At 38.7% G+C, this 12,457-nt stretch carries 11 protein-coding genes; 7 read left to right on the forward strand and 4 right to left on the reverse strand.

Going from position 1 to position 12,457, the window contains the following annotated elements; translation table 11 throughout:
• Window positions 1-88 precede the first annotated feature (88 nt).
• Window positions 89-538, forward strand: a complete 450-nt coding sequence (locus QUF49_RS04635; protein ID WP_289494568.1) for a hypothetical protein — start codon at window positions 89-91, stop codon at window positions 536-538.
• A 347-nt stretch (window positions 539-885) separates the two neighbouring features.
• Here QUF49_RS04635 and QUF49_RS04640 read toward each other — a convergent pair whose 3' ends face one another.
• Window positions 886-2,349 (reverse strand): NAD(P)/FAD-dependent oxidoreductase, encoded by a 1,464-nt coding sequence (locus QUF49_RS04640; RefSeq protein ID WP_289494569.1) that lies wholly within the window; start codon window positions 2,347-2,349, stop codon window positions 886-888.
• Window positions 2,350-2,626: 277 nt separating this feature from the next.
• Entirely contained in the window at window positions 2,627-3,673 is a 1,047-nt protein-coding gene (locus QUF49_RS04645; protein ID WP_289494570.1) for a hypothetical protein, read from the reverse strand.
• A 37-nt stretch (window positions 3,674-3,710) separates the two neighbouring features.
• Here QUF49_RS04645 and QUF49_RS04650 point away from each other — a divergent pair, with 37 nt between their 5' ends.
• From QUF49_RS04650 to QUF49_RS04660, 3 genes are all read left to right on the forward strand, one after another.
• On the forward strand, window positions 3,711-4,568 hold the full coding sequence (locus QUF49_RS04650) for an ABC transporter permease subunit (protein ID WP_289494571.1): 858 nt from the start codon (window positions 3,711-3,713) through the stop codon (window positions 4,566-4,568).
• A complete protein-coding gene (locus tag QUF49_RS04655) occupies window positions 4,565-5,590 on the forward strand; it encodes an ABC transporter permease (protein ID WP_289494572.1) in 1,026 nt (341 codons plus the stop codon). The genes QUF49_RS04650 and QUF49_RS04655 overlap by 4 nt, the downstream gene beginning before the upstream one ends.
• 63 nt (window positions 5,591-5,653) lie before the next feature.
• The gene (locus QUF49_RS04660; protein ID WP_289494573.1) at window positions 5,654-6,430 is read left to right on the forward strand and encodes a protein-glutamine gamma-glutamyltransferase; all 777 of its coding nucleotides are present in this window, start codon (window positions 5,654-5,656) and stop codon (window positions 6,428-6,430) included.
• 44 nt (window positions 6,431-6,474) lie between these two features.
• Here the strand turns inward: QUF49_RS04660 and QUF49_RS04665 are convergent, their stop codons facing one another.
• A complete protein-coding gene (locus tag QUF49_RS04665; protein WP_289494574.1) occupies window positions 6,475-7,803 on the reverse strand; it encodes a murein hydrolase activator EnvC family protein in 1,329 nt (442 codons plus the stop codon).
• A 447-nt stretch (window positions 7,804-8,250) separates the two neighbouring features.
• Between QUF49_RS04665 and QUF49_RS04670 the strand changes: the two genes are divergently transcribed.
• The 3 genes from QUF49_RS04670 (at window position 8,251) to QUF49_RS04680 (ending at window position 10,299) form a co-directional block, all read left to right on the forward strand.
• The gene (locus tag QUF49_RS04670) at window positions 8,251-8,805 is read left to right on the forward strand and encodes a sigma-70 family RNA polymerase sigma factor (RefSeq protein WP_289494575.1); all 555 of its coding nucleotides are present in this window, start codon (window positions 8,251-8,253) and stop codon (window positions 8,803-8,805) included.
• A 4-nt stretch (window positions 8,806-8,809) separates the two neighbouring features.
• Window positions 8,810-9,463, forward strand: a complete 654-nt coding sequence (locus QUF49_RS04675) for a hypothetical protein (protein WP_289494576.1) — start codon at window positions 8,810-8,812, stop codon at window positions 9,461-9,463.
• A 71-nt stretch (window positions 9,464-9,534) separates the two neighbouring features.
• On the forward strand, window positions 9,535-10,299 hold the full coding sequence (locus QUF49_RS04680) for a DUF4931 domain-containing protein (RefSeq protein WP_289494577.1): 765 nt from the start codon (window positions 9,535-9,537) through the stop codon (window positions 10,297-10,299).
• 19 nt (window positions 10,300-10,318) lie between these two features.
• Here the strand turns inward: QUF49_RS04680 and QUF49_RS04685 are convergent, their stop codons facing one another.
• On the reverse strand, window positions 10,319-12,139 hold the full coding sequence (locus tag QUF49_RS04685; protein WP_289494578.1) for a M20/M25/M40 family metallo-hydrolase: 1,821 nt from the start codon (window positions 12,137-12,139) through the stop codon (window positions 10,319-10,321).
• Window positions 12,140-12,457: the final 318 nt, after the last annotated feature.

Consider the following 12,457-nt stretch of genomic DNA (forward strand, 5'->3'; position numbering starts at 1 on the left):
GTAAAGTTAATATCAAAGTCATTTGAATAGCTTCTTGTACCGTAATAAAAGTCTCGGAATAATAGGGGGAATAAACTTGAGGAGGTTCTTGAGAGCATGGTTTGCGATTATTGTTATAATGATGATGTTTGACACTTCGGTACATGCATCATCAAAAGTAATCAGTGAGGGAAAAGCATGGGGGTTTCACTACAGAATAACTGCAGAGAACAAAGTGTTCACCTGGAAGATTGGGGACGGTAAGAAGGAGTCTGTTATTGAAGAGAATGAGGAAAACCGAAATGAACTAGAACGTTTTAGAAGTGCGGTTAATGAAAGTGATCTACAAACCTTTTCATTTTTTCTATATGCTGTTTACTTATTGATTATTGGAATCGTAGCGTTGATCGTATATAAAAAAGTTAAAGACAATAGGCAAACCATGTTCACCATACTTGTTTTATTCGCAATGTATGCTTCATATAAATGTTTTATTGCTTTCGTCTATCTTCAAGAGGCTCTGGATGATGCAAAAGTCTATTTCATAGTCCTGACTTAAAATATGTAAATGAAGAAAAGCTTGCAGCTATTAACTGCAAAACATTATGTTTTTAGGCTGTTTTCGTATTCATTGTTGCTTTTGAGAGTAGTTGATTTCCGTTTCAGGCTGCTCGCTTTCCGCGGGGCAGGCGGTGAGCCACATTTGTACGTTTCACTCTTAAGTGTCTCACCTGCCCGCCTGTCCTGCAGGAGTCTCGCATCTTCCACTACAACCAACTGTTCAAAGAAGATAATAAAAAATTAAAAAGCAACAATCTTTTAGAAAAGAGCCTGTTTTTATAAAGAAATTTTATTTTCTCTTTGCCCACAAAAAAAGACTCAGCATACGCCGAGTCATACTTCGATTTAAACCATCGCTGGCATTTTTTCGTTTTCTTTAATCTTGGCCGCTACATTCTGAGCAATCCAAACACCGCAAGCACTCGCTTGTGCAAGACCCCTTGTTATTCCAGCTCCATCTCCGCCTACATATAATCCGCTGATTTCAGATTCAAACTTGTCATCAAGCTTCGGACGTGCAGAATAGAATTTTGCTTCTACGCCGTAAAACAATGTATGTTCTGACGCGATACCAGGCGTAACTTTATCTAACGCTTCTGTCATTTCAATTAAGCTTTTCATCGTGTTATACGGAAGCACTAACCCTAAATCACCAGGAACAGCTTCTTTTAATGTAGGGCGCAGAAAACCTTCTTTTATGCGTTTATCAGTAGAGCGACGCCCTTTCAAGATATCTCCGTACTTTTGAACAACTAGTCCGCCCATTGAAAGCTGATTTGCTAATCGAGATACTTCATGAGCGTATTCAGTAGGCTGATCGAACGGTTCAGCGAATTGGTGAGAAACAAGAAGTGCAAAGTTTGTATTCTCGCTGCCAAGCTTAGGATCTTTATAAGCATGACCGTTAGCAAGCATGATTCCGGAATGATTCTCTACAACAACGTGACCAGAAGGGTTTGAGCAGAACGTTCTCACTTTTGTGCCTACAGAAGTATTGAATACAAATTTGCCTTCGTAAAGATGCTTATTGATTTCTTCCATTACGAGATTAGATGTCTCTACACGAACACCAATATCGACTTGGTTTGCTGTCATTTTAATGCGGCGTTTTTTTAGAATCTTTGTCAGCCAAGAAGAACCATCACGACCGGGAACGATTACAACTTTTTCAGCAGAAAGGGAAGTTCCGTCTTTTAAGAGAATTCCTTTTGCAACATGTCCTTCAGCAGCCCGTTCTGTCATAAGATCTTCAACTTCGGCTTTATATTTCATCTCAATGCGTGTTTTTAAATATTCATAAATGCTTTTAAGAATTTCAAGGTTTTGTTCAGTACCAAGGTGACGAACTTGAGCGCGCAATAGCTTTAAGCCTGCAGCATATCCACGTTTTTCGATATCTTTTACTTCAGGTGTAAGCGGGTCAGTAATCGAATCCGTTGCCCCGTGCTCTAAATTAATTTCGTCAACATATTTAATAAGTTCAACCACTTTTTCTTCAGAAAGATAATCGGTCATCCATCCGCCGAATTCACTTGTAATATTGAATTTTCCATCGGAATAGGCACCAGCTCCCCCAAAACCATTCGTAATGGAGCAAGCAGGTAAGCAGCCGGCAAAATCTTTTCTGCCTGCTGCAGGGGGACATTTTTGTATTTTCTTCTCTAAAATTGGACATGATCGGGCATAGATATCGTGCCCTTTATCTATTAATAAAATTTTCGCTTCAGGAAGCTGTCTTGTTAATTCATAGCTCGTAAAAATACCTGCAGGACCTGCGCCAACAACAATTACATCATAATGGGTATTCATAATATCCCCCTTGAAATTCTTGGTAGTTTTTCTTGAACTGTTTTTCCCTTGGTAAATATAACAATTATCCAAAGGTATTTCAAGTAAAATACGAACGATTAATAAAAATATTTTATTTTCATTCGGTTTTAACTGAAAATGAATGTCTTTTCTAAAAGTTTGTTGCTTTTAAATTTTGTCCCCGTGGAAAGCGAGCACCTGGAACGGAAATCAACCACTTCCAATAATCAGCCAAAAACAAAAAACTTAAGACATGACTTCACACATCTTAAGGTTATTAAAATCTGATTTTTATGATTTTCCAACCGTCTGTCATTGATTTTCTTTCTAATAAAAACGTGTAGGTATCAGAATGCAAGCCGTCATCATCGTATTTTTTGATTTTCGCCCTTATTTCAGTTCTTACGATAGGAGGGTACCTGCTGCTTGGCGTCCTGATTTCATATTGCATGCTTGTAATGCCTTTGAATAGTGAAGTGATGCTTCGGTCCTGAAGTAATATGGATGAAAGTACAGGTTTAGCAATTTTGATATCCTGCTGTTTCATACCGACTAAAAACATGGATACCGCTTGCTTTGCACTTGCACCAGAAGCGAATTTTGCTAATTGTCCTCCAGCTTTCAAAATCATGTATTGGTGGGAGGGGTCAATATTACGTGAACGATGTGTAGAACTTCCCAAAAAATGAATACAAAAGTGACCTGGGAACCCGTTTTCTAAGGCTCCTGCTCCGTGCGGCATTCCGTGCATGCTCCCAGCTAACATTCTGCCTTTAATAGGAATCAGTATGGCCCGCCGGTTCCAGCTCCATTTACCGTTATACAGATGCTTTAAAACAGCAGTATCATCATGAGTCAGCGGCTGTACATCTGCGTGTTTGTTGCCAGCCCTTCTTTGAACTTGAAAATAAAAACCGGTCTCCAAATCAATGACTTTAAACGTAGCACCTTTAGGGATGAGTTTGTTAACTTGATTCCACTCCAAGACCTCCCCCTTTTTAACGATGGGGAAATAAGTAAGGGGTTCTTTTGCTTCAGAAGTGGAGGGAGATAAAAAGCTGATACTAGCAGCAAGCAGAACTCCGATCATGATCTTATTCCACATATTAAATCCTCGATTCCATGTTTTCTCTTCCTTAATATGGATTGTTTTTTCCTTTTTATCCTTAAATAAGAAAAGCTGTTTTCGTACACTTTGGTGCTCTTTAAAGTCGTTGATTTCCGTTCCAGATGCTCGCTTTACGCGTGACGTCCGGTGAGCCCCCTGTCGCTTTGTACCTATATTCTTTAAGAAAAATAAAAAGAGTTGAATGATTTGTTCCATTCTAAACGTCTATGTAAGTAAGAGAAGGGGGAGCTAGATGGAAATCATAAAAAAACTATTGCTGCAGTTATTATTAACGATTATTTCCATTATTCTTATAAGCGGGCTACCGGAACTGATCATAAATAAAGATGTTTCTGCTTATGCAGATAAGATTGCAGTTGTATTTAATGAAGTACTTAAAATGAACGAGATGATCTATTTCAATCAAGGAAAAGAGCGCTTATTTTTGGATGACATATGGAGTCCTTACTTTTACTCATTGACGATTCTTTTTGGTGCACTGTTCATCGCTTTTTGCGCTGCGCAGCTATTGACATGGGGGACACTTATGCTTCCTATGTTTTTGAGAAAAATTATTAAAAATGTTCTCACCTTTTTAGAATCTTTACCGGATCTTCTTGTGTTCGCACTTGTACAGATGGGAATCGTGCTAATCTATAAAAAAACAGGAATCCTTGTTTCAAATGTTGCCGCATTAGGAGCAGATAGCAGAATCTACATGGTGCCAATTGCGTGTCTCATGATTTTACCTTTCGTTTATTTTTACAAAATGATGATTCTTATGACAGAAGAAGAGATGGGGAAACCATACGTAGAAACGAGTTTGGCGAAGGGGATGCGTAGGATTTATGTTTTGATCGTCCATGTAACTAGAAACACAAGTGAAGGCATTTTTCATTTTTCGAAATCTGTTCTTTGGTTCATGATCTCCAACTTATTGTTAGTCGAGATCATTTTCAATATCCATGGAATCACACATTATATGTACCATGATTTCAGACCTGAAATGCTTGCGGCTTGTCTCATTTTACTTGTGATTCCGTTTTTTCTTATCTTTGCCGTATTCGAATGGTTCATTAGGCGTTTTACGAATAGAGGTGAGTTGGTATGATAAGAAGCTACAAATTTTGGATCGGTTTTAGTATTATTTCGGGATTGATTGTTTCGAGCCTTATCTTTTCTGTGTTTTTTGATAGCCAAATCCGTCAAGTCCAAGTGCTATATGATGAAAATATGAGTCCGATTAAGGCAGCTCCATTCGAACCATCCTTTAGGTTTCCGATGGGTACCGATCCCCTCGGTTATGATATCGCATTAAAAGTTTTGCAAGGTGCGAAATTTACATTATTGAGCGTCATCGCAATTGGGTTTTTACGGGTTCTTATCAGTCTCCTGGCTGCAATACCTTTAACCTTTTACATGCCTGAAAAAATCAGAAAAAGTCTAGATCAATTGCTCAGTTCTTTTTATTTTATCCCGCTTACAATCATAGCTGTATTTGTCCTCACACCCATTCTAAGAGAACAATTGAAAATCCCTGAAATGGAAGGATATTTTATTTATTCATTTGTTGAGCGAATCGGACTTGAAATCATCATCTTAACTGTACTTGTGGTTCCGCTGCTTGGTTCTATGATCAGTAACTTGATGGCTTCAACTTTAAAAGAAGATTTTATTGAGGGTGCGAAGGTTTTAGGAGCCAGCCGATGGAGAATCTTCACTAAACATGTATTGCCTCATTTACTTCCCAAACTCATTATTGTGTGGTGTCAGCAATGTGTTCAAGTATTAATTATCTTTACACACCTTGGGTATTTTAAGCTCTTTTTTGGAGGAACAGATGTTGATTTCACGCCTTTAGTTAATGATCCTCCAAAATCGGTATCAAATGAGTGGTCTGGATTAATAGGGGATTATTATTTCATGATCCAATCGAATCCATATATTGCGTTAGGACCCATCATCATGTTCGCCATCGCCATCTATGCGTTTCAGCTTATGGGAGAAGGATTTCAGCAACACCTTGAAATGAGACATGTAAAAAAGGATAAAAAAGAAATTTTGACGCTAGAAGAAAGCAAACCTTTAGCTCTTAAAACACCTTTTGCATTTTTACAAAACAGAGGAGCATAAAAAACACCACTTTTCTCATCCTGCCATACAATATCATATCCTGTGCAGACAGGGGGGAGAGAAATGATTTTTGTTAATGGGTATCCAGTAAATACAGCTCAAATCTCTGGTTTTAATGGGCTTACATCAACTCAGAAACAAATAGGTGAAAAGCTTGAAAATTCTAGAGAATCGTTCTATTACAGAAGTCCTCACCAATTTTTATTTGAAGTTGTTATGCGTGCAAATATCGTTGCAGCTGCAAACGCTATGCGTGATAGTGGAGCGGGATTTGCTACGTTTGTTAATTCTCGCTGTAATCCCCAATATTGGAGAAGAACAGCTTATGGCGGTTTTTTACTTCGATCGGGAGTCCGTCCTTCTGATGCCATTTCAGACATTTTTATTAACGGGAAAAAATACGGATTCGAATGTACAACCGCCATTATGATCATGTTTTATAAAGCAGTTCTTGAAACAATTGGAACGAGTATGTTTGATCAATTGTTTAACGGATTGCTTCTCTACAGTACAGAACATGATGAGGACCTTCAAATTATTCAGGTACCGTCTGGAGATTCCTTGCCTGGAGATGTGAGATATGTTAAAAACCCAGAACATCACCCAAACACGCCTCAATGGCAAGGTGAAAATTTGATTGATCTTGGAAACGGGCAATTCTTCGGCCACGGAATTGGTACGGGTACGATTAGAGAGGTTATTGAAGTGCTTAATAAAAAGAGAATGCCTGGTGCTACAGTCTCAGCTTTTTTAACACCAGAAATTATCAGACCAAACTATCGTTTAATGTCCGAATACACTCGTCATCCAATTCGAAGACTGCTTGCTGGAGTCATATAAAAAAGACGCAGAGAAGAATTATGTTCTCTGCGTCTTTTACTTTTTTATTGAAGATATGGTCTTGGATCAACTGCATTTGACTTGGATCCGTTCCATGGTCCTTTGTGCAATTCGAAGTGTAAATGCTGACCTCTCGATTCACCAGTGTTTCCTTGGTAGCCTAGGAACGTACCTTGAGAAACAGATTGACCTTGACGAACAGCTGGTGTTGTTCTCATGTGTGCATAGAGCGTTGTATAAAGTTGCCCATTAATATAGTGCGTAATATAGACAACGTTTCCGTAACTGCTTGAATAATAAGCTCTTGCTACTGTTCCAGATGCTGCTGCAACGATTGGTACCGCGCTTCCGCCTTTTGCAATGTCCATCCCATAGTGCATTCCCGCACTTCTGTGACCGAAGCCTGAGGTAATCATTCCTTGAGAAGGCATGATAAAATCACGGCTGACAGGCACAGGAGCTGGTGCTGGTGCAGGCGGTGGTGATGAAGGTGCTGGTGCTGCTGAAGAACTTGAGTTTGACGAGCTGCTTTTCGCTCTAGCTGCCGCTGCTGCTGCATCAGCTTTTGCTTTTGCAGCTGCTGCTTCAGCCGCTGCTTTAGCTGCCGCTTCTCTCTTTTTACGTTCTTCTTCTTCACGTTTCGCACGAGCTATTTCTGCTTTAATTGCAGCTTCTTGTGCTGAAAGCAGTTCGTTTTTCTCTTCTAATTGCATAATATGACTATGGATTTCTCCTTCTTCTGTTTGCAAGTGTGCCAGAAGAGCAGCTTTTTGTTTTTTCTGATCAGTTAGCTTTTGGTTTAATCCCTCAAGCTCTGCTAAGTCTTTATTAAGAGATGTTAGTTGAGTTTCAACTTCTTCTTTTTTCTTTTCAACAGAAGCTTTATCTTGTCTGTGTTCTTCTAAAATTGCTTTGTCTTGCTCAGCAATTACGTTTAAAGCAAATACGCGATCAAGAAAATCGCCAAAATCTTTAGCGCCTAATAAAACGTCCAGGTAGTTAACAGCCCCGCCGCTTTCATACATGGAACTTACACGTTCTTTTAAAAGAGCGTCACGTTCCTTGATTCTTTTCTCGAGCACATCAATCTCTTTTTTCAGTTTTTCAATAGAAGCTTTTGTAGATTGGATGGATGCTTTTTTGTTTTCAATTTGTTTAACTGTCTTATCTATAGAACTCTGTAATTGTTCGATTTGATCTACTGTGTGATCTTGCTTATTTTGATTCTCTTTTAGTTCACCCTGCTTTTTATCCTGTTCAGAGCGATTATGTTCTTTTTTATTTTTTATAGAAGACAGAGTTTCTGCCGATACGGTATATGTACTGAATACTAGACTCAGAGACAGTGTTGCCATTACTAGCTTGCGTTTCAAAATGGGTACTCCTCCTTGTAAGTGCAAATGTTGCCAATTTCTTTACTCATGTGATTATACCATTGATTACTAGTCAGTTATCGCGAAATAATATTACATTTATATTTCAAAATATTACACAATGAAACACGATTCGACTTATCTCTGTAACAAATTGTCTGTTAAAGGAAATAGAATAGGAGATATAGAATAGTAAATGACAAATAAGTGGTTGATAATATCAAAGTATTATTACAAAAAAGACAGGTACTAAAGAAAATTCATATAAAATCTCTTCATTTTACTATTTAACAAGAATAGATGTGTCCACAACTAAGATTAAAGTTTCATCACAGTCTTATTTTTTTTCTAGAGCAACAAATATTGAAAAAACAGCTTTTAAAAAATGAATAATAAATAAATTCACAATCGTCTAAAGGTTAGATGGAGTTTAAGGGGGGGATGGACTTGAAAACGAAAACAAATGTTGTGTCACCAGAGATTAATCTACACAACTTGAGTCAGGAAGAGTGGCTTATACAAATCATGGACATGTACCAAGATAAGGTGATAAGGCTCGCTTATACATATGTAAAAGATAGAAAATTAGCTGAGGATCTGGCACAAGAAGTATTTGTGAAATGTTTTATCCATAAGGACAACTTTCGAAATGAATCATCGGTAAAAACGTGGGTATATTCAATCACCATTAATTTGTGTAAGGACTATTTAAGAAGCGGATGGAAGAAGTACATTCATGTTATTGATCGTTTTAGCAAGACCAAACCAACCTCTGCTCTAACACCCGAACTCTCTATCGTGCAAAAAAGTGAACATGAAGCATTGGCAGATGAAGTCTTGAAACTTCCACTTAAATATCGAGAGGTCATCCTTCTCTACTATTATAAAGAGTTGACGGTTAATGAGATCAGCCAGATTTTAAATAAAAAAGAAGCGACAGTCAGAACAATTCTTCAGCGAGGCAGAGAAATGCTGCGCCGTAAACTGGAAAAGGGAGGGTGAAGTCATGGAAGATCCGTTAAAGCAGCTGCCTGAAATATTGAACAACGGCCGTATGAAAACCATTACGTTTAAAGAGGAACATAGGCAAAGCGTTCTTCAGAAAACACGTGATCTGAATAAACCTCCTGCGCCTAAAAGCATGTGGTATCATTGGTTTCATCAAAGTTTAAGTCTGGCGCTCGGTGTAGCCTTTATCTTTATTTTTATCCAGTTTGCAGAAAGCATGCCGCTTACAAAAGATACGAATAAAGATGCCGATTTCTTTGTGGAAACCCCTTATGCCAATCAGGCAATTTTAACAAAAGCACGACATGATATGAGGCATCATCATAATGTTACAGGAATTGACGCGTACCAAAAAGGTGATACATTAACTGTATATATCAGGTTTCCTGAAAATCTTTCACAAGAAGAACAGTTTTTTCTTACTGAGTCTTATTTGAAGGAAGTATCACATCTCACGTTAAACGAACCGTATGAAGCGCAGGAAAATTTGGGTGAACTATGGAATTATGTTAATCTAAAAGTCTATACAGCAGGTTCTACGGACGACGATATGAAAGCCGATCTTCTTGAAGTGGATAAAGACTTTGTATGGCTCGGTTCAATCAAGAAAAATGAAGGCATATTAAAGTGGGAGCGACTCACGAATAAATAACCGTAGCCAAACAGGATATATGTATGTGCAGCTAGAAATTAGACAGGAAACGAGCAAAAGCGGTGAATAGCATGAAAAAAACACACATAAAATTTTTTACAGAAGTAGGCGCACAAAAGCCGAACAGCATCAAAAACAAAGAAACTCCATGTCCATTTTGTCGCATTGATGAACTGGAAGAAGTACTGGATACGAGAGGTTCAATTATATTAGTGAAAAATAAATATACTGTACTTGATGGAGCCTATCAGACCGTCCTTATCGAAACAGACGAATGTGAAGGAGAACTATCTGAATACAGTAAAGAACACCTTTATGATGTCCTGCGTTTCGGTCTGGACCATTGGGAGCGCATGTTAAATAGCGGAGAATATCGTTCGGTCATGTTTTTCAAAAACCATGGGCCTTTATCAGGCGGGACGATACGGCATCCTCATATGCAGATTATCGGTTTAAACGAAGTGGATTGTATGCATGATTTTTCTGTTAATCAGTTTGAGGGGCTCTCTATTTTAGAGAAAGATGGGGTAAGGTTCACTGTATCAAATGAACCGCGAGTAGGATTTTATGAGCTGAATGTGATTTGGGAAAAAGACGCTGATCTAACTTTATTGGCAGATTGCATACAGACAGGAGCTCATTTTCTGCTTAATCATTTTCACCGAAACTGTACGAGTTACAATCTTTTCTTTTATAAGAATAACGAGACTTCGTACTGCAAGATTATGCCGCGCTTTATAACATCACCTCTTTTTATGGGGTACGGTGTACAGCAAGTGGCGAACAATATTGAAGGTATTGCACAAAAAATAAAAGACATTTATTTTACTGCATAAAGAAAAAACCAGATCTCACTCAGATCTGGTTTTTTGCTTTCTCAAACAGTGTTTCCATCGCAAACACGATGAGCGGATGGGTTTCATCCATCACTTTGTTGATTTCCAGCCGTTCGGTCCATTGATGAGCATCTTTGCCTAGCGGGCCGATGTTAATGACAGGAATGTTGATCTCTCTCATATCATCAAAGGGAATGTTATATCTTGATCCCAGTAAAGGGAAATTACTAGTGAACGCGGCAAGATCACGAGCATCACCGTTGAAACCAATATAACTTAAGTCAGATAATCCGCTAAAGTAATGAACATTAACAAGGTCACTGTTGAACTCACTTTTTGCATGTTTCACTACTTCTTCTGATGTCGCTTTAATCAATGGATGATCGCTTGAACAGACAGCGGGATAAAATGGCGGTGTGTAGAAAAGGACGATCATTGGTGAGATGTCTCTGCACAGACTCGCCAGTTCAAATACATATTGAATGGTGAGCTCTCTTTCATCAGCGTTCGGATTATTGGTTTGCAGCATGTTTTCTCTGCGGTCTAGTTCTTCTTGTCCATATTTTGTCACCGCATGCTCATAGAGCTCGTTAAAGGTGAGTACTTTTATGTTTTCTTTTTCAGGGGTGAAAGGAACAATTTTAGAAACAGCTTTACTTCTTTCGTAAAAACGGTTTTCTAATTTTCTAGCTGCGATTTGAGCACTATTCATCAGCATGGATGTAATATCTGATAGCGGGCGATTAAACAGCATAAGGTTAAAAAGAGTAACCGCAGCATGTGGAATCTGCACGGAATAATGATCTTTTAAATCTTTTTGAATCAAGTTTGTGGGTACAGGTGTAGCTTCAGTGCGGAACGTCTCAACATAATCAACATTCCATTCTAGTTCTCTTGTAATCTCGGCTGCCATCGCATTGCCATTCATACCTGCTAGCGGTTCACCAACGTGCGTCTCTTTGCCGTAACAAAGAAAGCCAGGAAGAATCTTTCCCGTTGATCCGGTATACATATAAGGCGCTGTATCACCCGGAAATTTTGTGAAACTAGGTTCTCCGTTTAAACAAGTGATGTATTTAATATCATACTCTTCCTTTAACTGGCGTAAAACGCTGACACCTGCCAGCATTCCCTCAGAGTGAACTTCTTCATCGGGAACGGAAATCATAAGAACATTTCCATTAAAATGACCGGTTGCCGCTTTTTCAATCATAGACATATGAAGCGCGACACCAGCTTTCATATCCATCGTTCCTCGACCGAACAGCCAATCACCATTCTTTAAATCTTCCTGAACAAAAGGATGAAGAAGCTCTTTATTTTCAATAATCTTTTCGGTAAGTTCATCTGGCCGAAAAGCGAGGTGTTTCCATTCTCCAAAATCCTCAACAGAGACTACATCAAAGTGACTTAATAGAATAATGGTTTCTTTTACACTAGGATCATTCTGTACAAATGCCGTTATCAGTTTGCGGCCATCTGGAAGGGGATGATGGCGAACGTGATCCGGGTGTGTTGTGAAATATTCAAGTGAAGAAAGTGTATGGTGAAGGTGCTCTGCCATAAACAATTCTCCATCATGATGGGTGATGCTTGGAATCGAAACGAGATCTTTTAGCAGTTTCGTATATCCTTCTTTTGATTGCCACTTTAACATATGTGTACCTCCTAGATGTATGTCTTTGTTACCTATACTACTCTTTCCCTTTAAATCCTTTTTTAAAGAATGTTTTCGTAAACTAGTTGCTTTTGGAAGTGAATGATTTCCGTTCCAGGCTGCTCGCTTTCCGCGGGGCAGGCGGTAAGCCACATTTGGACGTTTCACTCTTAAGTGTCTCACCTGCCCGCCTGTCCCGCAGGACAAGGAAGTCTACGGCAGCGACACATCGCACGAAGAAAATTTGAAGTTTAATTTTCGAGGAGTCTCGCACCTTGCACTCCAATCATCAATCAGAGAAGTCAATATTTGAAAGCAACAGTCTTTTAGAAAAGAGCGCTTTGAGACCATTATCGCTCTAGGATTCCACGCCGATCAACAAGCTAAAGGTGATAAGTTTAAAAAATGCTGATGAAGAAATAATCATTTGAAAATCTTTATTGGGACATATTGACAGATAATTACATAACGTGGTATATGTGTATTATAAATAATAGTACA

The sequence above is a fragment of the Fictibacillus sp. b24 genome (assembly GCF_030348825.1).
Lineage (GTDB): Bacteria > Bacillota > Bacilli > Bacillales > Fictibacillaceae > Fictibacillus.